Annotated in this window: 22 protein-coding genes; 16 read left to right on the top strand and 6 right to left on the bottom strand. The window is 59.8% G+C overall.

Translation table 11 applies throughout. The annotated features are described in order from the left end of the window. Position 1: 1 nt before the first annotated feature. Positions 2-457: a DUF721 domain-containing protein gene (locus LUU92_RS23120; RefSeq protein ID WP_071489378.1), complete on the bottom strand. Its 456-nt coding sequence runs from the start codon at positions 455-457 to the stop codon at positions 2-4. Positions 458-760: 303 nt separating this feature from the next. Here LUU92_RS23120 and secA point away from each other — a divergent pair, with 303 nt between their 5' ends. The 3 genes from secA to LUU92_RS23105 all read left to right on the top strand — a co-directional run bounded on the left by secA (position 761) and on the right by LUU92_RS23105 (position 5,795). Then, positions 761-3,496 (top strand): preprotein translocase subunit SecA, encoded by a 2,736-nt coding sequence (gene secA / locus LUU92_RS23115; RefSeq protein WP_071489379.1) that lies wholly within the window; start codon positions 761-763, stop codon positions 3,494-3,496. Between the two features lie 123 nt (positions 3,497-3,619). Beyond that, positions 3,620-4,837: a bifunctional glutamate N-acetyltransferase/amino-acid acetyltransferase ArgJ gene (argJ, locus tag LUU92_RS23110; protein WP_071489380.1), complete on the top strand. Its 1,218-nt coding sequence runs from the start codon at positions 3,620-3,622 to the stop codon at positions 4,835-4,837. A gap of 13 nt (positions 4,838-4,850) precedes the next feature. Continuing rightward, entirely contained in the window at positions 4,851-5,795 is a 945-nt protein-coding gene (locus tag LUU92_RS23105; RefSeq protein WP_071489381.1) for a Nudix family hydrolase, read from the top strand. Between the two features lie 127 nt (positions 5,796-5,922). On the opposite strand, the gene LUU92_RS23100 is transcribed toward LUU92_RS23105, so the two are convergent. Genes LUU92_RS23100 through LUU92_RS23090 form a run of 3 tightly spaced genes read right to left on the bottom strand, consistent with a single transcriptional unit; the run spans position 5,923 to position 9,504 of the window. Continuing rightward, on the bottom strand, positions 5,923-6,501 hold the full coding sequence (locus LUU92_RS23100) for a cob(I)yrinic acid a,c-diamide adenosyltransferase (protein ID WP_071489382.1): 579 nt from the start codon (positions 6,499-6,501) through the stop codon (positions 5,923-5,925). A gap of 2 nt (positions 6,502-6,503) precedes the next feature. Continuing rightward, positions 6,504-8,540 (bottom strand): sensor histidine kinase, encoded by a 2,037-nt coding sequence (locus LUU92_RS23095; RefSeq protein WP_071489383.1) that lies wholly within the window; start codon positions 8,538-8,540, stop codon positions 6,504-6,506. A gap of 46 nt (positions 8,541-8,586) precedes the next feature. Then, positions 8,587-9,504, bottom strand: coding sequence for a putative 2-dehydropantoate 2-reductase (locus LUU92_RS23090; RefSeq protein ID WP_257102693.1), 918 nt, complete (start codon positions 9,502-9,504; stop codon positions 8,587-8,589). 123 nt (positions 9,505-9,627) lie between these two features. On the opposite strand from LUU92_RS23090, the gene LUU92_RS23085 reads away from it, so the two are divergent. Next, positions 9,628-10,113 carry a YajQ family cyclic di-GMP-binding protein gene (locus LUU92_RS23085; RefSeq protein ID WP_071489385.1) on the top strand — a complete coding sequence of 162 codons (486 nt, stop codon included), beginning with the start codon at positions 9,628-9,630 and terminating at the stop codon, positions 10,111-10,113. Between the two features lie 135 nt (positions 10,114-10,248). Further along, positions 10,249-11,091, top strand: a complete 843-nt coding sequence (locus LUU92_RS23080; RefSeq protein ID WP_092246869.1) for a mechanosensitive ion channel family protein — start codon at positions 10,249-10,251, stop codon at positions 11,089-11,091. A gap of 194 nt (positions 11,092-11,285) precedes the next feature. On the opposite strand, the gene LUU92_RS23075 is transcribed toward LUU92_RS23080, so the two are convergent. Beyond that, on the bottom strand, positions 11,286-12,584 hold the full coding sequence (locus LUU92_RS23075) for an OprD family porin (RefSeq protein ID WP_257102692.1): 1,299 nt from the start codon (positions 12,582-12,584) through the stop codon (positions 11,286-11,288). A gap of 745 nt (positions 12,585-13,329) precedes the next feature. Here LUU92_RS23075 and LUU92_RS23070 point away from each other — a divergent pair. Both LUU92_RS23070 and LUU92_RS23065 read left to right on the top strand, forming a co-directional pair. Beyond that, on the top strand, positions 13,330-13,755 hold the full coding sequence (locus LUU92_RS23070) for an HIT domain-containing protein (RefSeq protein WP_071489388.1): 426 nt from the start codon (positions 13,330-13,332) through the stop codon (positions 13,753-13,755). A 3-nt stretch (positions 13,756-13,758) separates the two neighbouring features. Beyond that, complete coding sequence (locus tag LUU92_RS23065; protein ID WP_015885618.1) at positions 13,759-13,965, top strand: SlyX family protein; 207 nt, start codon at positions 13,759-13,761, stop codon at positions 13,963-13,965. A gap of 68 nt (positions 13,966-14,033) precedes the next feature. On the opposite strand, the gene LUU92_RS29050 is transcribed toward LUU92_RS23065, so the two are convergent. Next, positions 14,034-14,636: a cold-shock protein gene (locus LUU92_RS29050; protein WP_058423272.1), complete on the bottom strand. Its 603-nt coding sequence runs from the start codon at positions 14,634-14,636 to the stop codon at positions 14,034-14,036. A gap of 414 nt (positions 14,637-15,050) precedes the next feature. On the opposite strand from LUU92_RS29050, the gene LUU92_RS23055 reads away from it, so the two are divergent. The 9 genes from LUU92_RS23055 (at position 15,051) to ybgC (ending at position 22,214) form a co-directional block, all read left to right on the top strand. Further along, positions 15,051-15,524 carry a Dps family protein gene (locus LUU92_RS23055; RefSeq protein WP_071489389.1) on the top strand — a complete coding sequence of 158 codons (474 nt, stop codon included), beginning with the start codon at positions 15,051-15,053 and terminating at the stop codon, positions 15,522-15,524. A gap of 180 nt (positions 15,525-15,704) precedes the next feature. Continuing rightward, positions 15,705-16,049 carry a ribbon-helix-helix domain-containing protein gene (locus LUU92_RS23050; RefSeq protein ID WP_092246880.1) on the top strand — a complete coding sequence of 115 codons (345 nt, stop codon included), beginning with the start codon at positions 15,705-15,707 and terminating at the stop codon, positions 16,047-16,049. A 163-nt stretch (positions 16,050-16,212) separates the two neighbouring features. Continuing rightward, positions 16,213-16,434, top strand: a complete 222-nt coding sequence (locus LUU92_RS23045; RefSeq protein WP_003209804.1) for an FmdB family zinc ribbon protein — start codon at positions 16,213-16,215, stop codon at positions 16,432-16,434. A gap of 107 nt (positions 16,435-16,541) precedes the next feature. Next, positions 16,542-18,317, top strand: a complete 1,776-nt coding sequence (gene aspS / locus LUU92_RS23040; RefSeq protein WP_071489391.1) for an aspartate--tRNA ligase — start codon at positions 16,542-16,544, stop codon at positions 18,315-18,317. Between the two features lie 136 nt (positions 18,318-18,453). Further along, positions 18,454-19,200 (top strand): YebC/PmpR family DNA-binding transcriptional regulator, encoded by a 747-nt coding sequence (locus LUU92_RS23035; protein WP_071489392.1) that lies wholly within the window; start codon positions 18,454-18,456, stop codon positions 19,198-19,200. A 157-nt stretch (positions 19,201-19,357) separates the two neighbouring features. Further along, a complete protein-coding gene (gene ruvC / locus LUU92_RS23030) occupies positions 19,358-19,882 on the top strand; it encodes a crossover junction endodeoxyribonuclease RuvC (RefSeq protein WP_016975450.1) in 525 nt (174 codons plus the stop codon). A 66-nt stretch (positions 19,883-19,948) separates the two neighbouring features. Then, a complete protein-coding gene (gene ruvA / locus LUU92_RS23025) occupies positions 19,949-20,560 on the top strand; it encodes a Holliday junction branch migration protein RuvA (protein ID WP_003175802.1) in 612 nt (203 codons plus the stop codon). Beyond that, positions 20,561-21,619, top strand: coding sequence for a Holliday junction branch migration DNA helicase RuvB (gene ruvB / locus LUU92_RS23020; RefSeq protein ID WP_003193867.1), 1,059 nt, complete (start codon positions 20,561-20,563; stop codon positions 21,617-21,619). It abuts the gene before it with no gap. 139 nt (positions 21,620-21,758) lie between these two features. Then, on the top strand, positions 21,759-22,214 hold the full coding sequence (gene ybgC, locus LUU92_RS23015) for a tol-pal system-associated acyl-CoA thioesterase (protein ID WP_025854760.1): 456 nt from the start codon (positions 21,759-21,761) through the stop codon (positions 22,212-22,214). Position 22,215: the final 1 nt, after the last annotated feature.

Genomic DNA, 22,215 nt, shown 5'->3' with positions numbered 1-22,215 from the left:
TTCAGGGTTTGGGCCTGGCGTGGGCTGCCAGCCGCTCAAGTGCAGCGCGCAAGGCGGGGTTACTGATCCCGTCGGCTGTTGCCTGAATGGTTTCGGCGGCATTCGTCGACAGGTCGTGAGTATGCTCCACCACGGCAGGCAGGGTGGTGGGCGGTTGTACCTTGAACTGGATGCGCGTCAGGCCGGCGAATTCATCAAAGGCCATCAATTGACGTTGCAGGCGTTTTTGCTGATAACGCAGACGTGTCGCCCAATGGCCATCTGTGACAATTAGCAGCAGGTTGCCTTCGCGCCAGGACGCTACGCGGCAGTGTTCGCGCGCGGCCGGTTGCAGCTGGCTTTCAAGCAGGCGTTGCAGGCGGCCCAGGCGTTGCGCATGGCCGAAGATGGCTTTCAGCGGCTTGGCATCACGAAGCAACACCGCAGGCGCGCGGGCTGGTGAGGGGCGAAATGCCATTATTGGACACCTTAAGTAACAGAGCTGCCATCTTAGCAGAAAGCCCCCGTACGCCCCAGGCGCTGCATCCATGGGTTTTGTTCGTGAAATCAATCGGTAACTTCTGCGCTCCATGGGTTGAAGTTCCGGTAAAAGCCCTTATTTTAAACAAGCCCTCTCACCGCCCCATGCCAGCATCGGGGAACAACGCCACTTTCCTCACCCACGATTCCGGGTAGAATGCGCGTTCGCATGCGGCCGTGAGGGCTGCTCGGGCCACTCACGGTGCGCCCTCCATCCCTATGTGTGGAAGAACCTGCCGATATGTTTGCGCCTTTGTTAAAGAAACTTTTTGGAAGCAAGAATGAGCGCGAAGTCAAACGCATGCTCAAGACGGTGCAGCTGGTCAATGCCCTCGAAGAGCAGATGGTTGCCCTTTCGGACGAGCAATTGCGCGCCAAGACCCAAGAGTTCAAGGCCCGCATAGCCAAAGGTGAAACCCTCGACAAACTGCTTCCCGAAGCCTTTGCGGTCGCCCGTGAAGCCGGTAAGCGTGTCATGGGCATGCGCCACTTCGACGTCCAGTTGATCGGCGGCATGACCTTGCATGAAGGCATGATTGCCGAAATGCGCACCGGTGAAGGCAAGACCCTGGTGGCGACCCTGGGCGTTTACCTCAACGCACTGTCCGGCAAGGGCGTGCACGTGGTGACGGTGAACGACTACCTGGCTCGCCGCGACGCCAACTGGATGCGCCCGCTCTATGAATTCCTCGGCCTGACCGTCGGCGTGGTAACGCCGTTCCAGCCGCCGGAAGAGAAGCGCGCTGCCTATGCCGCCGACATCACCTACGGCACCAACAACGAATTCGGTTTCGACTACCTGCGCGACAACATGGCGTTCAGCATGGAAGAAAAATTCCAGCGCGAACTCAACTTTGCCGTGATCGACGAAGTCGACTCCATCCTCATCGACGAAGCCCGTACCCCGCTGATCATCTCCGGCCAGGCCGAAGACAGCTCGCGCCTGTATACCGAGATCAACAAGTTGATCCCGCGCCTGGAGCAGCACATCGAGGAAGTGGAAGGCGTGGTGACCAAAGAAGGCCACTTCACCATCGACGAGAAGACCCGCCAGGTCGAACTCAACGAAGCCGGTCACCAGTTCGTCGAAGAAATGCTGACCCAGATCGGCGAGCTGGCCGAGGGTGAAAGCCTGTACTCGGCGCACAACCTGGGCCTGTTGACCCATGTGTATGCCGGCCTGCGTGCCCACAAGCTGTTCCATCGCAACGTCGAGTACATCGTGCAGGACGGCCAGGTCGTGCTGGTCGACGAGCACACCGGCCGTACCATGCCGGGTCGCCGTCTGTCCGAAGGCCTGCACCAGGCCATCGAAGCGAAGGAACACCTCAACATCCAGGCTGAAAGCCAGACGTTGGCGTCCACCACCTTCCAGAACTACTTCCGTCTTTACAACAAACTGTCCGGCATGACCGGTACGGCCGACACCGAAGCGTTCGAATTCCACCAGATCTACGGTCTGTCGGTGGTGGTTATCCCGCCGAACAAGCCACTGGCGCGTAAGGACTACAACGACCTGGTGTTCCTGACCGCCGAAGAGAAGTACGCGGCGATCATCAACGACATCAAGGACGGCATGGCCAAGGGCCGTCCGATCCTGGTGGGTACCGCCACCATCGAGACTTCCGAGCATGTGTCCAACCTGCTCAACAAGGAAGGCATCGAGCACAAGGTCCTCAACGCCAAGTTCCACGAAAAAGAAGCCGAGATCATCGCCCAGGCCGGTCGTCCGGGCGCACTGACCATCGCCACCAACATGGCGGGTCGTGGTACCGACATCCTGTTGGGCGGCAACTGGGAAGTGGAAGTCGCGGCCCTGGACAACCCGAGCCCCGAGCAGATCGCCCAGATCAAGGCCGACTGGCAGAAGCGCCACCAGGCCGTGCTGGAATCCGGCGGCCTGCAGGTGATCGCTTCCGAGCGTCACGAATCGCGCCGTATCGACAACCAACTGCGTGGCCGTGCCGGTCGCCAGGGTGACGCCGGTTCCAGCCGCTTCTACCTGTCCCTGGAAGACAGCCTGATGCGCATCTTCGCCTCGGACCGCGTGAAAAACTTCATGAAGGCCCTGGGCATGCAGTCCGGTGAAGCGATCGAGCACCGCATGGTGACCAACGCCATCGAGAAGGCGCAGCGCAAGGTTGAAGGCCGCAACTTCGATATTCGTAAGCAACTGCTCGAGTTCGATGACGTCAACAACGAACAGCGTAAAGTGATCTATCACATGCGTAACACGTTGCTGGCCGCCGACAACATTGGCGAGACCATCGCCGATTTCCGCCAGGACGTGCTCAACGCCACCGTCAGCGCACACATCCCGCCACAATCCCTGCCTGAGCAGTGGGATGTTGCCGGCCTGGAAGCAGCGTTGAAGAGCGACTTCGGTGTCGACTTGCCGGTCCAGCAGTGGTTGGACGAAGACGACCATCTTTACGAAGAAACCCTGCGCGAAAAACTGATGGCCGAATTGCTGGCCGCGTACAACGAGAAAGAAGAGCAGGCGAGTGCCGAAGCACTGCGCACCTTCGAGAAGCAAATCGTTCTGCGCGTGCTGGACGACCTGTGGAAAGACCACCTGTCGACCATGGACCACCTGCGTCACGGCATTCACCTGCGCGGTTACGCCCAGAAGAACCCGAAGCAGGAGTACAAGCGCGAGTCGTACACGCTGTTCTCCGAACTGCTGGATTCGATCAAGCGCGATTCCATCCGTGTGCTCTCCCACGTTCAGGTGCGTCGCGAAGACCCGATCGAGGAAGAAGCCCGCCTGCGTCAGGAAGCCGAGGCACTGGCTGCGCGCATGCAGTTCCAGCACGACGAAGCACCGGGCCTGGAAGCCCCTGAGGTATTGGGCGAAGAGATCGATGTGGCCCTGGCTCAAAGCCCGGTGCGCAACGAACAGAAGCTGGGTCGCAACGAGCTGTGCTGGTGCGGCTCGGGCAAGAAGTTCAAACACTGCCACGGCCAGATCGAATAAGATTTCCGCCTGACGCTGCAACACCCTGCGCCGCGACCGGCTCCTGCCGTCGCGGCGTTTTGCCATTAATTTCACCGTCGCTCACGACGGCACAGACATCACCCATTTTTAAGGAGCGCATTCATGGCTGTTGGTCTTGGTCCTTTGCCCACGTTGCACCCGGTTGCCGGTTTTGAACTCGGTATCGCTTCGGCCGGCATCAAGCGCCCGGGGCGCAAGGATGTGGTCGTGATGCGTTGCGCCGAAGGCTCGACCGTTGCTGGTGTGTTCACCCTCAACGCGTTCTGCGCCGCGCCGGTGATCCTGGCCAAGCAACGCGTGGCCGGTACCATCCGCTACCTGCTGACCAACACCGGTAATGCCAACGCTGGCACCGGCGAGCCAGGTCTGGTAGCGGCGGCGCGTACCTGCGCCAAGCTGGCCCAACTGACCGGCGTGGACGCCAGCCAAGTGCTGCCGTATTCCACCGGCGTGATCGGTGAGCCATTGCCCGTCGAAAAAATCGAAGGCGCGCTGCAAGCCGCATTGGACGACCTGTCTGTGGATAACTGGGCAGCCGCCGCCACCGGCATCATGACCACCGACACCCTGCCAAAAGGCGCCAGCCGCCAGTTCGTGCACGACGGCGTGACCGTCACCGTGACCGGCATCAGCAAGGGCGCGGGCATGATCCGTCCAAACATGGCCACCATGCTCGGCTACATCGCCACCGACGCCAAAGTCTCCCGCGACGTGCTGCACAGCCTGATCCTGGACGGCGCCAACAAGTCGTTCAACCGCATCACCATCGATGGCGACACTTCGACCAACGACTGCTGCATGCTGATCGCCACCGGCCAGGCCAACCTGCCGGAGATCACCGAGGCCAGCGGCCCGCTGTTCGCCGCGTTGAAGCAGGCGGTGTTTGAAGTGTGCATGGACGTGGCGCAGGCCATCGTGCGGGACGGCGAGGGCGCGACCAAGTTCGTGACGGTTGAAGTCAACGGCGGCGCTAACCACCAGGAATGCCTGGACGTGGGTTACACCGTGGCTCACTCGCCACTGATCAAGACCGCGCTGTTCGCCTCTGACCCGAACTGGGGCCGTATCCTGGCGGCCGTCGGCCGCGCCGGTGTGCCGGACCTGGACGTGAGCAAGATCGATGTGTTCCTGGGCGATGTGTGCATTGCCAGCCGTGGCGCCCGTGCTGAAACCTACACCGAAGCCCAGGGTTCGGCGGTGATGCAGCAGGAAGAAATCACCATCCGCATCGAGTTGGGTCGCGGCGAATGCAGCGAAACCATCTGGACCACCGACCTGTCCCACGAGTACGTGAAGATCAACGCGGAATACCGTACCTAAGAGGATAAGCGCGGTGAAACGAGTGCATGTAGCAGCAGCGGTGATCCGCGGTGTCGACGGCAAAATCCTGCTGGCGCGCCGCGCCGATACCCAGCATCAGGGCGGCCTCTGGGAGTTTCCCGGCGGCAAGGTGGAAGCCAATGAATCGGTAGCCGGCGCACTGTCCCGCGAATTGCAGGAAGAGCTGGGCATCCAGGTCACCACGGCGCGACCGCTGATCAAGGTGCAGCATGACTACCCGGACAAGCAGGTGTTACTGGATGTCTGGGAAGTCTCGGCTTTTACCGGTGAGCCCCATGGCGCCGAAGGGCAACCGCTGGAGTGGGTGGCGCCCCGGGATCTGCTCAACTACGAGTTCCCGGCGGCTAATGCACCGATCGTTGCGGCTGCGCGTTTACCTGCCGAGTACCTGATCACCCCGGGCGAACTGGAAACCCCGACGTTACTGCGGGGTATTCAGAAAGCCATTGCTGGCGGCATCAAGCTGGTGCAACTGCGCGCGCCCAACGGCTACGACCCCAAATACCGCGACCTTGCGGTGGATGCGGTGGGCCTGTGTGCGGGCAAGGCTCAGTTGATGCTCAAGGGGCCGTTTGAATGGCTGGGGGATTTTCCTGCGGCCGGTTGGCACATGACCTCGGCGCAATTGCGCAAATACGCCAGCAAGGGGCGCCCGTTGCCGAAGGATCGCTGGCTGGCTGCTTCCTGCCATAACGCTGAGGAATTGGCTCTGGCAGAAATGATGGACGTGGATTTTGTCACGCTGTCGCCGGTGCAACCGACCCAGACCCATCCTGATGCGCAGCCGTTGGGTTGGGAGCAGGCCGCAGAGCTGATCCGTGGGTTCAGCAAACCGGTGTTTCTGTTGGGCGGGGTTGGACCCGCCGAGCGGGAGAAGGCTTGGGAGGCCGGGGCCCAAGGTGTCGCAGGGATTCGCGCGTTCTGGCCTGAGATTTGAGGCTGTTCTGACCGGCCTTATCGGGGAGGCAAGCCCCCTCCCACATTCGACCGAGTTCTACCGTTGGAATGCGGTCAAATGTGGGAGCGGGCTTGCTTGCGAAGGCGTCAGATCAGGCGCTGGATAATCAGTGGGGTTTAGCGGCAGCCTGCCATAAAACCTCGGCCACGCCCTGGCGCCTTGCAATCACCCGCGCCGCCACAAACAGCAAATCCGACAATCGATTGATGTACGCCAACCCCACCCCTTCCAACGGCTCGATCGCATTCAACTGCTGACACCGCCGCTCCGCACTGCGCGCCAGGCTGCGGCACATATGGGCCTGGGCGATCAACGCCGAGCCTCCGGGCAGGATGAAGTTCTCCAGCGGTCCCACTTCTTCATTCCAGCGGTCAATCGCCGCTTCCAGCCGGTCCACTTCCGCCGCATTCAACGCCTTGTACACCGGCATCGCCAACTCGCCCCCCAAGTCGAACAAGCGATGCTGGCAAGGCGTAAGCACCTCGATCACATCCTTCAGTTCCGGATGTTTGCCACTCTGTTCTTCCAGGCTGGCCAGTAACAAGCCCAACTGGCTGTTCAACGTATCAACCTCGCCAATGGCCTCCACCCGTGGGTGATCCTTGGGCACGCGGCGGCCGTCGCCCAGGCCGGTTTCGCCCTTGTCGCCGGTGCGGGTGTAGATTTTCGACAGGCGAAAGCCCATGTTCATTGCTCCAGTTGGGTGAGTTCGTAAGGCGGCAGCTGGCTGCCGGCCAGGGGTAAGCGCAAGGTAAAGCAGGTGCCCTGACCGAGGGTGGAGTGCACTTCCATCTGACCTTTGTGGTTGTTGGTGATGATGAAATACGACACCGACAGTCCAAGCCCGGTGCCCTGGCCGATTTCCTTGGTGGTGAAGAACGGCTCGAAGGTGCGTTTGCGCACGTTTTCGCTCATGCCGATGCCATTGTCTTCCACCTGGATCTCCGCCCACGGCGGGTTGAGGCGGGTGCGCAGGATGATGCGCCCCGGTTCGCTGTCGTCTTCACGCAGGTGGATGGCCTGGGCTGCGTTTTTCAGCAGGTTGAGCAGGACCTGTTCGAGTTCGTTGGCGGTGCCGGGCACCGGACCCAATTGGGGATCGAACTGGCGGATGATCGCCTGGCCCTTGAAGTCAAAGCCGATGGCCAGGTCGAAATCGTTACCGGCGATCTCCACCGCCTGGTCGATCAATGCTGGCAAGTCGCAAGGCGCCATCTGCCGATTGCTGCGGCGACTGAAACTGAGCATATGGGTGACGATCTTCGCCGCCCGCGCCCCGGCCTGCTGGATGCCGTCGAGCAACTGCGGCACTTCGCGGCTTTGCAGGTAGCGGTTGACGGTCTCCAGCTCGATACCCACCTGTTCCGCGTGTTCCAGGTTCTTCGGCAAGTCGGGGGACAAGCGGCGGCGGATGTTCTGCACGTTATGCAGGATCGCGCCCAGCGGGTTGTTGATCTCGTGGGCCATGCCGGCGGCCAGGCCGCCGACGGAGAGCATTTTCTCTGACTGCACCATCATTTCTTCCAGAGACAGGCGCTGGGTGATGTCATCGATGCGGATCACCACGCCACGTCCGGCACCGCCCATCAGCGGGTAAAACGTGAGGGCATAGTGCTTGGCTTCGTCGTCCTTGAACCAGGTGACGCGTTCGATGCGCTCCACCGTGTGTTGCTCGACCGCCGCCCTGATCTGCGGCAAGTAAGGCTTGAGCGGCTGGAAGGCCAGGTAGATCGGCTGATTCAGGGCTTCATCCAGGCGCGTGCCGGAGAGGGCGCTGGCTTCCTGGTTCCATTGGGTGACGTAGAGCTGTTCATCCAGGGCGATCAAGGCCGAGGGCATCGAGTCGATGATGCTGTTCAGGTAATTCTGGAAACCGGTGAGCTTTTTCTCGATCTTGCTGCGGACCTGGACTTCCAGCTCCAGCTTGCGGTTGGTGTGGCGCGTCTCCTCGGCCAAGCCTTGGGCCTGGTCGTACGCCGCCTGGGAGTCGTCCCGTGCACGCTTGAGCTGCTGCTCTCGGGCTTCGATGCGCGACAGCATGGTGTTGAAGGCTTCGGCCAGGCTGCCGATTTCATCGCGGTTACCGCGACCGGCACGCAGGGCGTAGTTCTCTTCGCGGGTGACCTGGCGCGACAGTTCTTCCAGCTCGTGGATCGGCCGGGTGATCAGGCGTTTGATCTGGCGGGCGATGACCAGCCACAACAGTACGCTGAAAATCAGGATGCCCAGGCTGGCTGTCAGCGTGCCGGTGTAGAACGCCACTGGCAGCTCGCTGCTGGCCACCAGCAGCAAATGCCCGGACGGTTGGCCGGCGCGAGGCAGGGTGATGACTTGGTTGCTGCGAAACTCGGTGACACGCCAGGCCTCGATATGCCGGTAGTTATCGGGAAGGTGCAGGCGGTCACCGTGTTGCATCTGCGCTAAACGGTTGCCGTCGCCGTCATACAGGGCGGCGGCGCGCAGCGGCGAATAGCTGGTCAGTTCATTGAGCAATGCGTCGGCCTTGGCCGGCGATTCGAGGGCCTCGGCGGCGAGCGCCGGGTTGGACACCAGGCGGCCGATGGCCTGCAAGGCCTGGGGCGCCATGCTTTCCTGGGAAATCCAGTAGGCGGCGCTGATAAAGGTCAGGTTGGCCACCAGCAGTACGGTGGTCAATAGCACCAGCAGGGCGGCCAGCAGTTTCTGCCCGACCGGTAGGTTTTCAAGACGCTGGCGCAGCGGCATCAGGGTTTTCCCAGGTGATAGACAGGCGGGCAGGGTAGCGCGTGGTTCAGTCGCGGGGCAATCCGCGTGCAAGCAACTGCTCGACCAGGCGCACTTGCAACTGTTGAAGGTGCGGCAGGTTCAGTTGGTGACGGGCAGCCGCCTGGCAAGCATAGCCCAATAGGTAGCTGATTTCGGTGCGGCGGCCGGCGGCCACGTCCTGGTACATGGAGGAGTAGTTCGCGGCGGTGGCCTGGATCACCCGTTCCACCTCGTGTTGCAGGTCCAGCGCGGCGGCGGGCTGGCCGCAGCATTCCAGCAGTTCGCCGAGTTCGGCGCACAGGGTGGCGACTTCGCACTGGTGGGCCTGTAGCTCGCCATTGCGGCACTGATACAGCACGGTCAGCGGGTTGATGGCGCAATTGAGCGCCAGTTTGCTCCAGAGCCGCGTGAGGATGTCGGTGCTCCAATCGTGGGGGATGCCGGCGGCGTGCAAGTCGTCGAGCCACAGCGGCGGGGTAGGGTGGCCCGCATCGCCCAGCCAGGTGTAGCCATGGCCGGCGAACACCACGCGCCAGTCGCCGTCGCGAAACGCGCCTTCGGTGCTGGAGGCGAAGATGCAGCGGGCCTGGGGCAGTTGCGCGGCGACGGCATCCTGGCTGCCCAGGCCGTTCTGTAACAGGATTAGTTCGGCGTCCAGTGCAAGGCGGTGTTGCAACTGTGCGACGGCGGCTTGAGCGTCGTAGGCTTTGCATGCCACCAGCAGGCGATGAATCGGCCCCGGACTGTCAGCTGTTTCGCCGATCACCGGGTAGGTGTGTGCTACACCTTGTTCCACCAGGGTCAGCCCCTTGGCTGCCTGATAACTGGCCAAGCGCGCTTCATCGCGCAGGATCAACCGTACGGGCACGCCAGCGCGCGCCAGGCGAGTGGCCCAAAGGGTGCCCAGGCTGCCGGCGCCGAGAATATGCCAGGTGGTCGACATCAGTTTTTGCTCCGTAGGGTCGCCCGCAGCGAACGGGACGAAAGAACCGCTATAATGCCCCGGCATTTTAGCTTGGGCGCGCTCCATCTCTACTGAGCCCGCCCCTTATATTGGAGATATGACATGCCTTCGTTCGACGTGGTATCCGAACTGGACAAACACGAAGTCACCAACGCCGTCGAGAACGCCGTCAAGGAGCTGGATCGCCGCTATGACTTGAAAGGCAAGGGCAGCTTCGAATTCAAGGAAAAAGAGCTGACCGTCAACCTGACCGCTGAAGCCGATTTCCAGCTGGAAGCGATGATCGAGATCCTCAAGCTGTCGCTGGTCAAGCGCAAGATCGATGTGCAGTGCCTTGAAGTCAAGGACGCCTACGCCTCCGGCAAACTGATGAAGCAGGAAGCCGTGCTCAAGGAAGGCATCGACAAGGAGCTGGCGAAGAAGATCGTCGCCCACATCAAGGACGCCAAGCTGAAAGTCCAGGCCGCGATCCAGGGTGAACAGGTACGCGTTACCGGCAAGAAGCGTGACGACCTGCAAGAAGCCATCGCGGCCCTGCGCGCCAAGACCTTCGACATGCCGCTGCAGTTCAATAACTTCCGCGACTGATGGCACATTGGGGAACCTGTGGGCGTTTTTGACGTCCCACGCCCCACAACCTGCGCCTACTATTGAGCCCTCCTGGGCTCAATTGCATTTATGGCCACTCGATACGCCGAACATCCGGTAACCAGGAGAATGTAGATGGATTTCAATGCTGAAGTGGATCACCTGATCAAGACCTCAGAGTCGTGGCTGCCGATGATCATGGAATACGGCAGCCGGTTTTTGCTGGCGGTGGTCACCCTGGCCATCGGTTGGTGGCTGATCAACGTGTTGACCCACCGCGTGGGACGTTTGCTGGCAATGCGCAATGCCGACCTGGCCCTGCAACACTTCATTACCAGCCTGGCGAACATTGCGCTCAAAGTCATGCTGGTGGTCAACGTGGCCTCGATGATCGGCGTGGCAACCACCTCGTTCGTAGCCGCGATTGGTGCCGCCACCCTGGCCATCGGCCTGGCCTTGCAAGGCAGCCTGGCGAACTTTGCCGGCGGCGTGCTGATTCTGCTGTTCCGCCCGTTCCGCATTGGTGACTGGATCGAAGCCCAAGGCACCTCGGGTACCGTCGACAGCATCCAGATCTTCCACACCGTGCTGCGCACCGGCGACAACAAGACCGTGATCATCCCTAACGGCAGTCTGTCCAACGGCCTGATCACCAACACCAACCGCCAGCCGACCCGCAAGGTGGTGTTTGATGTGGGTGTGGACTATGAAGCCGACCTGCAGAAAGCCCGTGAAGTGCTGCTGGAGCTGGCGAAGGATCCGCGCGTACTGGCCGATCCGGCCGCCGTGGCGGTGGTTTCGACTTTGGGCGACAGTTCGATCACCGTGTCCCTGCGTTGCTGGACCAAGACGGCGGATTATTGGGATGTGATGTTCATGTTGAATGAACTGGCGCGTGACCGTTTGAAAGCGGCGGGGATTGATATTCCATTTCCGCAGCGGGTTATTCGTGTGATGCAGGAAACAGCTGCCAAGTAATGGCAGTTAGTAGTCTTGAACTTGGCTGTGAGGTCAAGTTTGAAGCGTTGAAATTGATCTAGTTAGTTAGCTTGCTAGTTATTTTTGCCGCTGAAACATTACAGCCATAAAAAAAGCCGCTTCCTTGTTAATTAAAGGAGCGGCTTTTTGCTTAAGGCCTAGGCCTTAATTCATCGTTGTAATCAAACCATCAATTACAAGATGCTCAGCGGATATTGTGCTATCAGACGCAGTTCGTCGAGAGACGGCGAGCCATAGACATTGTCGGACGAGCGATAGGTCGCTTGGCGTACACGCAGGCTCAGGTCCTTGGCTGGGCCGCTCTGAATCACGTACTTGGCTTCGATGTCGCGTTCCCACTCTTTGCCGTTGTTGGTGAGGTTGGTGTTAGCACCCTTACCCGTTACGTAGCGAGTCATGAAGCTCAGGCCAGGAATGCCAAAGGTCGCCATGTTGATGTCGTAGCGAGCCTGGTAGGACCTTTCGTCTTCAGCGTTGAAGTCGGAGCGGGCGATGGAGTTGGCCAGGAAAATCGTGCCGCCGCCGTCTACGCCGTAGCCGTAGTCACCGTCACCACTAACTTTCTGGGCTGCCAGCGTGAATGTGTGAGCACCGATGGTGTACGCACCTTGCAAGCTGAATGCGCGGTTGTCGAGCTTGGTGGTACCGTCTTTTGCTGCGCGTTGCAGGCCTGCGCCATCGCTTTTGGTGTCGTAAATGTTGAAGTCGACAGCCACAGACTGATCATCGCTAAGTGCATGGGTCCAGTTCACGTTGGCGTAGATTTTTTTCCAGTAGTCTTCCACTTTCGAGTAGTAGAGGCTGGTGGTGAACTCTGGAGACCAGGCGTAGACGCCGCCCACGAAATTGGCATCACGCAGGCCACGGCCCGTGTTTAGCTCCGAACTGGCGATACTGTCCCGGTAGGTATGGTCTTGGGCAACGATCGAGGTGAAGTGACCGGCTTCCAGTTTCAGGTCTTTGATTTCGTTGCTGGTGATGGAGATACCTTGCGGCAGTTCCGGGAGCAAACGGCTGTCATCGGAAGCAAACACTGGGGCAGTGGTGTATTGATCACCGACTTTTAGCACAGTGTTGGAAATACGGAATTTGACCGCAGCGCCACCCTTGGAGTAGTCGTCTTGTGCGCGGCCATCTGAGCCGTTAGGGAACAGGCCGGTGCCGGCACGGCCTTTGCCGCTGTCGAGTTTGACGCCCAACAGGCCAATTACATCAACACCGACCCCAATGGTGCCTTGGGTGTAGCCCGAACTGAACAGGCCATGGAAACCAAGACCGGTCTCTTCGCGGCGGCTCTGAGTGCCAGGCGCGTTGTTACGGAAGTCACGGCTGAAGTACAGGGTACGAGTCAGAATGCTGGCGGTACTGTCCTCGATAAAGCCCTTGGAATCGTCCTGGGCGGACGCCATTGCGAACTGCGAGGTGCCTGCTGAAACAGCCAGGGCGATCATGCTCCACTTCATCACGCGCATCGTGATTTGCTCCTTTGGTTTTAGGAAGAGTACTGCCGTCCCACCTGTATTTTTATCTGGGCGGCTCTTTCTTTTATGTGTCGGCGCAAAGTTATATCACGCAGACCCTATTGACGATACTTACCCATCTATCCTTTCAGCTTCTTTACGAGGCTGTCGTAAATTGCTAGCTCCATGTCGCAAATCCACAGTCCTGTTGTAACCGGACTGACAACTTCAATACTGTTTCCAAACCCTTTTCAAAGTTTGAACGCTTCCTTGATACGCATTGAAACGCTGCTGTTCTTTATCGCGAAACACCTGCTTCCAATCGGGTGTCGTTGCCGACGATGCAGGTGTCAATGCAACAAGCGTGCACAAAGCGGTAACCGAATGTCATTTTTTCGTGAAAACCGTTCCGCTCCTGTAAAAACCGCATAAGTACGGGCTTTTTACACCGTTTGGTTTGGGCTTGACGCGGCTGTGTTACCCCTGTTCGGTGGTACATAAAACCTGTGCGCGGGAAAAACGTTACCGGTTCACCCTCATGAGTGGGTAATTGGCGGATCCCTTTGAGGCACAAGTGGGTCATTTTGGTGCGTCCCGGTGAGGCCCGGTTTAGCGTAGCTCAAATATTCGACCGCCTCGAAAGAGTGCATGTTTTTTCATCACTGGCGCCGGCGCTTTCCTGCATTCGCCGTGAAGCCGTGCGCATTCGAAGGTATGCTGGGCGCCTGAACCTGACTTGCCGAACGGAGTGCCCGCGGTGTTCGCCCTAGATCAACGCCTGCAACAAGACACACTGGTCATCGGGGACTTCCCGCTGTGCCGCCTGCTGCTGTCCAATGACTCAAACTACCCGTGGTTCATCCTGGTGCCACGCATCAACGCTATCAGCGAAGTGTTTCAACTGGATGTCGCCGACCAGCAGCGTTTGTGGCAAGAGACGACTGCCCTGGCCCAGTTGCTGAATGAAGGCTTGGCCGCCGACAAGATGAACATCGGCGCCCTGGGCAATGTGGTCAGCCAATTGCACGTGCATGTGATCGTGCGCAAGCGCGACGATGCTGCCTGGCCGGCGCCGGTATGGGGCAAGCATCCGGCGCAGCCTTACACCGATGAGCAAGTCGCTGCCATCCGCGCCCGTCTGCGCGAGCTGTTGCCTGCCGACTTCATTTTCAACCAGGGCTGAATCATGGACCTGCAAGACCGCGTCACCGACCTGGAAAGCCGCCTGGCCTTCCAGGACGACACCATCGAGACCCTCAATGACATCCTCGTCACGCAGCAGCGTGCTGTAGAGCGCCTGCAATTGCAGATGACTGCGCTGCTCAAGCGCCAGGAAGAAATGGGCGGCCAATTCGAAACCTCCGAAGAAGAAGCGCCGCCGCCTCACTATTGATAGCCACGCATAAAAAAACCGCGACCCAGCCAGGCTGGATCGCGGTTTTTTTGCTGCGAACGCAGGTATCAGCGGCGCGGCAGTGCAGCGATCACGTCTTCGGCCTGCAGGCCTTTGTCGCGATTCATCACGGAGAACTCCACGCGCTGGCCTTCCACCAGGACGCGATGGCCTTCGCCGCGAATGGCCCGGAAGTGGACGAAAATATCGTCGCCCGAATCACGGGAAATAAAGCCGAAGCCTTTGGATGTGTTGAACCACTTGACGGTACCGGTATCCCGATTGGTCATGTCGTAGGTTTGCGACGAGGCCGCAGGGGACGAACGGTAGAAGCTGATGGCCAGGTGAAGAACGATGGCGACCACAGCGATCACCAGGCTGAGCAGGATGGCCGGGTGGCCGCCGACTTCAGGCATGGGTGCCAGGAGGGTGAGGGTTTGTACGACAACGGTCAGTACCAGCAGCGCGCTGACCAGGTTTTGCAGTTGATGTCGCGGGCCTTTGTTCCAGTAAGGGATCACCGGTGCCAGCGTCAGGTTAAGAAGGCCGAACATGGCCAGGTACAGAGCGTCGTGTTGTTCCAGATACGGCAGGCTTTCAGGCTGCAGGCTCGGGATAAAGGACAGCAGCAAAGCTGCAACGCCCGTTAGCAGGTGGACGATTTTCAACATTTTGATTAACTCACGTTAAGACGGATCACAAGGAAGAGCTGACTGGCACGGTTCGCTTCTGAACAATGGGAGGCGTTGGGCACGTGCGCGGGGTATCAGCCTATGTCGCTGCCGCAGAAAGTAACGGCGACGACACGCTGTCTATTTAACAGCAAAGGCTGTGCCTACTCAAATCAAGCATTTCGGGGTATTGCAAGGGCGATGGCATTTCTGCAGCAAACGCTTGTCCTAGACACGTGCAGGTTTTTCAAACGGCCAGCAGAGAAATTTCCTACCTGCCTCAAAGGCTTGGGCTGCCCCGGTCGGCAGGGCGCATCGTGGCGAATTGCCGCGCCGGGCTGCGCATCACCGGCACTCTTGCTAGAGTGGTCCTGCACCTGATCAATGAATGCTTGTCAATTGAAGGGGATAAACATGGCAATCGATATCGGTATCAGTGAAGAAGATCGTAAATCCATCGTCGACGGGCTTTCGCGACTGCTTTCCGATACCTATGTTCTGTATCTGAAAACCCACAACTTCCATTGGAACGTCACGGGCCCCATGTTCCGCACGCTGCACTTGATGTTCGAAGAGCAGTACAACGAACTGGCCCTGGCCGTGGACTCCATTGCCGAGCGTATCCGTGCCCTGGGGTTTGCTGCGCCGGGTGCCTACTCCATCTATGCCCGTCTTTCTTCCATCAAGGAGGAAGAGGGCGTGCCCAGTGCCGAAGAGATGATCAAGCAGTTGGTGGCTGGCCAGGAAGCGGTCACCCGCACCGCGCGCGGTATCTTTCCACTGCTCGACAAGGTCAGCGATGAGCCGACGGCCGACCTGCTGACCCAGCGTATGCAGGTGCATGAGAAAACCGCGTGGATGCTGCGGTCCCTGCTTGAAAATCAGTAAACGCTGACCTTGAGTGGCGCCGCCCTGGCGCCGCTCGCTTGTTTCCGCGCATTTCCTGGCGTTGTCCTACGTCGAACAACTCCGCGTCTTCTGGCTGCCTGCCGCTCCCTGCTGTTTTTATAGGGCATTGCCCAATGGGACGACCCATGGGCGGTTGTTTGGCAATGGAGTGTCAGGTGTATGTCACGCGGAGTCGGTAATGGAGTGATGGAAACCGGTGGTTTCCATAAGATAAAGATCGACCCTTTTGCAAAAGGGTTCGATATGGGACTGGCCAAGCCGCTGTCCCGGTCGGTGAGGCTCAATGGTTTTTCCACGTGCCTGCGGCTGGAGCAAATCTATTGGAATATCCTCACGGAAATCGCCAGGATCAATGCCTGTTCAGTCAGTGCGTTGCTGTCTTATGTCGATCGGGAAGTACACTTGCGTTATGGCGGTGTGAAGAACTTCAGTGGGTTGGTCAGGGTGGTGTGCGTGGTTCATGTCCTCAAAGGGCGTTTTGACCCTGCGTGCTCACCAGGATAGCCACCGGGCTTCGGGGCCGGCCCTCCATCATGGCGGGCAGGGCCCTGGGCAGAATGCCGGCTGCGCTGCCTCGATTTACCAGATATAATCCCGCGCTTTGCTACGCATGCTGCGGACCCGTAGGGCAGGCGTGGCGCAGTAACGAAATCGCCGAGACATCGCCATGCCCATGTACGACTACCAATGTGCTTCCTGCGGTCATCAGTTGGAAGCCATTCAGAAGATCAGCGCAGCGCCGTTGGTCGATTGCCCAGCCTGCCAGGCGCCTGAGCTCAAGAAGATGTTGTCCATGCCGGGCTTCCGCTTGAGCGGCAACGGCTGGTACGAGACCGACTTCAAGACCGGCTCGAAGAAGAACCTGGCCGGCGGCGACAAAGCAGACTGAGTTGAACTCTACGCGCAGGCTCCTGCATTATCCGTCCCCTGCTTTAATGTACGGTGACGAGGCAGGCCTCCACCGAATTTCGAATTACGAGAAGTGAAACCACTACCATGATGCGCAGCCACTATTGCGGCCAACTGAACGAGACCCTGGAAGGTCAGGAAATCACCCTTTGCGGATGGGTTCACCGTCGCCGCGACCACGGCGGGGTGATCTTCCTCGATATCCGTGATCGTGATGGTCTGGCCCAGGTGGTGTTCGACCCGGATCGCGCCGAAAGCTTCGCCGCCGCCGACCGCGTGCGCAGCGAATACGTCGTGAAGATCACCGGCAAGGTTCGCCTGCGTCCGGCGGGTGCCGTGAACAAGAACATGGCGTCCGGCGGCATCGAAGTGCTGGGCTATGAGCTGGAAGTACTGAACGAGTCGGAAACCCCGCCGTTCCCACTCAACGAATACTCTGACGTGGGCGAAGAAACCCGCCTGCGCTATCGCTTCCTGGACCTGCGTCGTCCGGAAATGGCCGAGAAGCTGCGTCTGCGTTCGCGCATGACCACCAGCATCCGTCGTTTCCTCGACGAAAACGGCTTCCTCGATGTCGAAACCCCGATCCTGACCCGGGCCACCCCCGAAGGCGCGCGTGACTACCTGGTGCCTAGCCGCACCCACGCCGGTTCCTTCTTCGCCCTGCCGCAGTCGCCTCAGCTGTTCAAGCAACTGCTGATGGTCGCCGGCTTCGACCGCTACTACCAGATCGCCAAGTGCTTCCGCGACGAAGACCTGCGCGCTGACCGCCAGCCTGAATTCACCCAGATCGACATCGAGACCAGCTTCCTCGATGAAAAAGAGATCATGGGCCTGACCGAACAGATGATCCGCAACCTGTTCAAGGAAGTGCTGGGCCTGGAGTTCGGCGACTTCCCGCACATGACCTTCGAAGAAGCCATGCGCCGCTACGGTTCCGACAAGCCAGACCTGCGTAACCCGCTGGAACTGGTGGACGTGGCCGACCAACTCAAAGAAGTCGACTTCAAGGTGTTCAGCGGTCCGGCCAACGACCCTAAATGCCGCATCGCCGCCCTGCGCGTGCCTGGCGGCGCGAGCATGCCGCGCAAGCAGATCGACGACTACACCAAGTTCGTTGGCATCTACGGTGCCAAGGGCCTGGCGTATATCAAGGTCAACGAGCGCGCCAATGGCGTTGACGGCCTGCAATCGCCGATCGTGAAGAACATTCCGCTGGACAACCTGAACGCGATCCTCGATCGCGTCGGCGCAGTCGACGGCGACATCGTGTTCTTCGGCGCCGACAAGGCCAAGATCGTCAGCGAAGCCCTGGGCGCGCTGCGCATCAAGCTGGGTCACGACTTGAACCTGCTGACCTGCGAATGGGCCCCGATGTGGGTCGTTGACTTCCCGATGTTCGAAGAAAACGACGACGGTAGCTTCAGCGCCTTGCACCACCCGTTCACCGCGCCGAAATGCTCGCCGGCCGAACTGGAAGCCAACCCGGCTGGCGCGCTGTCCCGCGCGTATGACATGGTATTGAACGGTACCGAGCTGGGTGGCGGTTCGATCCGTATCCACCGCAAGGAGATGCAGCAAGCGGTGTTCCGCCTGTTGGGCATCAACGAAGCGGAACAGGAAGAGAAGTTCGGCTTCCTGCTCGACGCCCTGAAATACGGTGCGCCGCCCCATGGTGGCCTGGCGTTCGGCCTGGACCGCCTGGTGATGCTGATGACCGGCGCCCAGTCGATCCGTGAAGTGATCGCCTTCCCGAAAACCCAGAGCGCTGCGGACGTCATGACCCAGGCGCCAGGTGTGGTGGATGCCAAGGCATTGCGCGAGCTGCACATCCGTCTGCGCGAGACGCCGAAGGCTGAGTAAGGCTGCTGCGTGAAAGCGCACTGAGGTTTACGCAGTCAAAAAAGGCGCATCTTCGGATGCGCCTTTGCGTTACAAGGGTTGCATTCCGCCTGGGGCGGAATTGATAAGGTTTCTAGAGAATTTTTGGAGTTGTGTTATGGCTGGCCATTCCAAGTGGGCGAACATCAAGCACCGCAAAGAGCGTCAGGATGCCAAGAAAGGCAAGATTTTCACTAAATGGATCCGCGAGCTGACCGTCGCGGCCCGCCAGGGTGGGGGTGATCCAGGCTCCAACCCGCGTCTGCGCTTGGCGCTGGACAAGGCCCTTGGCGCGAACATGAGTCGCGACATCATCGACCGCGCCGTGGCCCGCGGTGCCGGCGCTGCCGATACCGACGACATGGTCGAGCTGAGCTACGAAGGCTATGGCCCGGGTGGCGTGGCCGTGATGGTCGAGTGCATGACCGACAACCGCAACCGTACTGCCGCCGCTGTGCGTCATGCATTCAGCAAATGTGGTGGCAACCTCGGCACTGACGGTTCGGTGGCCTACCTGTTCGAGCGCAAGGGGCAGATTACCTTCGCGCCGGGCACCGATGAAGATGCGCTGATGGAAGCGGCGATGGAGGCGGATGCCGACGATGTGGTGACCAACGAAGACGGTTCCATCGACGTGTTCACTTCGTTCGCCAGCTTCTATGCGGTGCGCAATGCCCTGGAAGCGGCCGGTTTCAAAGGTACCGACGCGGAAATCGTGATGCTGCCGACCACCAGCGCCGAGCTGGACCTGGACGGTGCGCAGAAAGTGCTGAAGATGCTGGATATGCTCGAAGACCTGGATGATGTGCAGAACGTGTATTCCAACGCCGACATCCCTGAGTCTGTAGCCGAACAGCTAGGCTGAAGGACGATGTAGATCAAAAAGTGGGAGGGGGCTTGCCCCCGATGACAGTGTGTCAGTTACGTATAAATCGACTGATTCACCGCTATCGGGGGCAAGCCCCCTCCCACATAGGGTCTTCTCTGTGTCAAAAAATGTGTTTACCCAACCCGCAGGCGTTATGACTTTAATCCTAGGTATCGACCCCGGTTCGCGCATCACCGGTTTTGGCGTGGTGCAACAGACCCCGCGTGGCTGCGTGTACGTGGCTTCGGGCTGCATCCGCACCGGCGCGGGCGAGTTGGCCGAGCGCCTGCAGATCGTTTATCGCGGCGTGCGTGAGGTGATCCAGACCTACGGGCCGGTGACCATGGGTATCGAAAAGGTGTTCATGGCAAAGAATGCCGACTCCGCGTTGAAGCTTGGCCAGGCCCGTGGCGCCGCCATCGTTGCCGGCGCCGAGGAGGGCATGGAAATCGCCGAGTACACCGCCACCCAGGTCAAACAGGCCGTGGTCGGCACCGGCGCGGCGAACAAAGAGCAGGTGCAGATGATGGTCATGCACATGCTCAAGCTCACTTCAAAACCGCAGATCGACGCCTCGGACGCCCTGGCTATTGCCATTTGCCATGCGCACACTCGCTCAAGTTTACTGCCTCACGGCCTGGGCACGGCACGCAGTCGTGGCGGGCGCCTGCGTCTCTGATAGCATCAGCGCAATCGTTATTTCCGGTCGGGCCTTGCTCTGACCCTAGCTTTAAGGATCTGAACCGTGATTGGACGCTTGCGCGGCACTCTGGCTGAGAAACAGCCGCCGCACCTGATTCTGGATGTAAATGGGTTGGGGTATGAGCTGGAAGTGCCCATGACCACCTTGTATCGCCTCCCGTCGGTCGGTGAGCCGATTACGCTGCATACTCACTTGGTGGTGCGTGAAGATGCGCAATTGCTCTATGGTTTCATTGGCAAGCGTGACCGTGACTTCTTCCGTGAACTCATCCGCCTGAATGGCGTAGGGCCGAAACTGGCCCTGGCGTTGATGTCGAGCCTGGAAGTGGATGAGCTGGTGCGTGCCGTTTCGGCCCAGGACACCTCGGCGCTGACCAAGGTGCCAGGCGTCGGCAAGAAGACCGCCGAGCGCCTGCTGGTGGAACTCAAGGACCGCTTCAAGGCCTGGGAGGTCGTACCGAGCATGTTCGCCCTTGTACCGAACCAGCCGGACATGCCGGCCGGCCAGGTGGCGAGCGCCGAGAGCGATGCGGTCAGCGCGCTGATTTCCCTGGGTTACAAACCCCAGGAAGCCAGCAAGGCCGTATCGGCCATCAAGGACAAGAACCTGAGCAGTGAAGACATGATCCGCCGCGCCCTGAAGGGAATGATTTAAGTGATTGAAGCTGATCGTCTGATTGCAGCCACCGGCCCGCGCGACCGTGAAGAGGTCCAGGACCGCGCTATCCGCCCCCTGAGCCTGGCCGAATACATTGGCCAGCCCACCGTGCGCGAGCAGATGGAATTGTTCATCCAGGCTGCGCGTGGGCGCAGTGAGTCCCTGGACCACACGCTGATCTTCGGCCCACCGGGCCTGGGCAAGACCACCCTGGCCAACATCATTGCCCAGGAAATGGGCGTATCGATCAAGTCCACCTCCGGCCCGGTGCTGGAACGTCCGGGTGACCTGGCGGCGTTGCTGACCAACCTTGAACCGCACGATGTGCTGTTTATCGACGAGATCCATCGGTTATCCCCGATCGTCGAAGAAGTGTTGTACCCGGCCATGGAAGACTTCCAGCTCGACATCATGATCGGCGAAGGCCCGGCTGCCCGCTCGATCAAGCTCGACCTGCCGCCGTTCACGCTGGTCGGCGCTACAACCCGCGCAGGGATGCTGACCAACCCACTGCGAGACCGTTTCGGCATTGTTCAACGTCTAGAGTTCTATAGCACGGCTGATCTGGCGACCATTGTCAGCCGTTCGGCGAGCATTCTCGGCTTGCCGCTGGACCCGGAAGGCGCGTTTGAAATCGCCCGTCGGGCCCGCGGCACGCCGCGGATCGCCAACCGCCTGCTGCGACGCGTGCGAGACTTTGCCGAGGTGCGGGCCAAGGGGCACATCACCAAGGCCGTGGCCGACCTGGCCTTGAACCTGCTGGACGTGGATGAGCACGGCTTCGATCACCAGGATCGACGTCTGCTCCTGACCATGATCGAGAAGTTCGACGGTGGCCCGGTGGGCGTCGACAGCCTGGCGGCGGCCATCAGTGAAGAGCGCCACACCATTGAGGATGTGCTGGAACCGTACCTGATCCAGCAGGGCTACATCATGCGCACGCCAAGGGGCAGGGTGGTGACGCGTCACGCCTATCTGCACTTTGGGTTAAACATTCCGTCACGATTGGGCGAGATGCCCGTAGTAGACGAATTCCTCGATGCAGTGGACGATTAAAAACCTATAGCCAGTCGATTTATCCGAGGTTTGTGCTGTCCTAGTGGCTGGCGTCGTCATTCAGTCGTTAGAAATGTTTCAGACAATGAAAAAACAGTTGCCCAGCCGGATTGGCAACCTGAGGAGTAAGCACTAGAGTATGCGCGCGCAAAACGGGGATCAGTCGTTCGCACATCGCTGTCGCGTTTATTACGAGGACACCGATGCCGGCGGCATCGTGTATTACGTCAATTACCTCAAGTTCATGGAGCGGGCTCGAACCGAGCGGCTACGGGAGCTGGGCTTTGCCCAATCCGAGCTGGCAGGGGAGGACCTGTTATTCGTCGTGCACTCCAGCGAGGCGCGGTATCACGCGCCGGCGCGGCTGGACGACGAATTGTTGGTCAGCGCTGAAGTAATCGAATTGAACCGTGTCAGCCTGCGTTTCAAGCAGCAGGTCAGGCGGGCAACGGATGCAACGCTGCTCTGTGAGGGGCAGTTCCTGGTGGCCTGTGTGCGCACCAATAGCTTGAAACCCCGGGCCATTCCCGAAGCTCTACGTGCGGCCTTTGCCGACGTAAGCGGCGCGGGTAAACAATCAAAGCAGGAGATTTAGC

Origin of the sequence: Pseudomonas extremorientalis (assembly GCF_024584605.1) — a bacterium.
In the GTDB taxonomy this organism is placed as follows: Bacteria; Pseudomonadota; Gammaproteobacteria; order Pseudomonadales; family Pseudomonadaceae; genus Aquipseudomonas; species Aquipseudomonas extremorientalis.
Note: the sequence above shows the minus strand (reverse complement) of the source record. Positions and strands in the feature narration are given on the sequence as shown.

Bases quoted from the DNA above. Each gene is read 5' to 3' on its own strand.
- LUU92_RS23120 (WP_071489378.1), bottom strand. From the start codon at position 457: ATGGCATTTCGCCCCTCACCAGCCCGCGCGCCTGCGGTGTTGCTTCGT.
- secA (WP_071489379.1), top strand. From the start codon at position 761: ATGTTTGCGCCTTTGTTAAAGAAACTTTTTGGAAGCAAGAATGAGCGC.
- argJ (WP_071489380.1), top strand. From the start codon at position 3,620: ATGGCTGTTGGTCTTGGTCCTTTGCCCACGTTGCACCCGGTTGCCGGT.
- LUU92_RS23100 (WP_071489382.1), bottom strand. From the start codon at position 6,501: ATGGGCTTTCGCCTGTCGAAAATCTACACCCGCACCGGCGACAAGGGC.
- LUU92_RS23095 (WP_071489383.1), bottom strand. From the start codon at position 8,540: ATGCCGCTGCGCCAGCGTCTTGAAAACCTACCGGTCGGGCAGAAACTG.
- LUU92_RS23090 (WP_257102693.1), bottom strand. From the start codon at position 9,504: ATGTCGACCACCTGGCATATTCTCGGCGCCGGCAGCCTGGGCACCCTT.
- LUU92_RS23085 (WP_071489385.1), top strand. From the start codon at position 9,628: ATGCCTTCGTTCGACGTGGTATCCGAACTGGACAAACACGAAGTCACC.
- LUU92_RS23080 (WP_092246869.1), top strand. From the start codon at position 10,249: ATGGATTTCAATGCTGAAGTGGATCACCTGATCAAGACCTCAGAGTCG.
- LUU92_RS23075 (WP_257102692.1), bottom strand. From the start codon at position 12,584: ATGCGCGTGATGAAGTGGAGCATGATCGCCCTGGCTGTTTCAGCAGGC.
- LUU92_RS23065 (WP_015885618.1), top strand. From the start codon at position 13,759: ATGGACCTGCAAGACCGCGTCACCGACCTGGAAAGCCGCCTGGCCTTC.
- LUU92_RS29050 (WP_058423272.1), bottom strand. From the start codon at position 14,636: ATGTTGAAAATCGTCCACCTGCTAACGGGCGTTGCAGCTTTGCTGCTG.
- LUU92_RS23055 (WP_071489389.1), top strand. From the start codon at position 15,051: ATGGCAATCGATATCGGTATCAGTGAAGAAGATCGTAAATCCATCGTC.
- LUU92_RS23050 (WP_092246880.1), top strand. From the start codon at position 15,705: ATGTCACGCGGAGTCGGTAATGGAGTGATGGAAACCGGTGGTTTCCAT.
- LUU92_RS23045 (WP_003209804.1), top strand. From the start codon at position 16,213: ATGCCCATGTACGACTACCAATGTGCTTCCTGCGGTCATCAGTTGGAA.
- aspS (WP_071489391.1), top strand. From the start codon at position 16,542: ATGATGCGCAGCCACTATTGCGGCCAACTGAACGAGACCCTGGAAGGT.
- LUU92_RS23035 (WP_071489392.1), top strand. From the start codon at position 18,454: ATGGCTGGCCATTCCAAGTGGGCGAACATCAAGCACCGCAAAGAGCGT.
- ruvC (WP_016975450.1), top strand. From the start codon at position 19,358: ATGACTTTAATCCTAGGTATCGACCCCGGTTCGCGCATCACCGGTTTT.
- ybgC (WP_025854760.1), top strand. From the start codon at position 21,759: ATGCGCGCGCAAAACGGGGATCAGTCGTTCGCACATCGCTGTCGCGTT.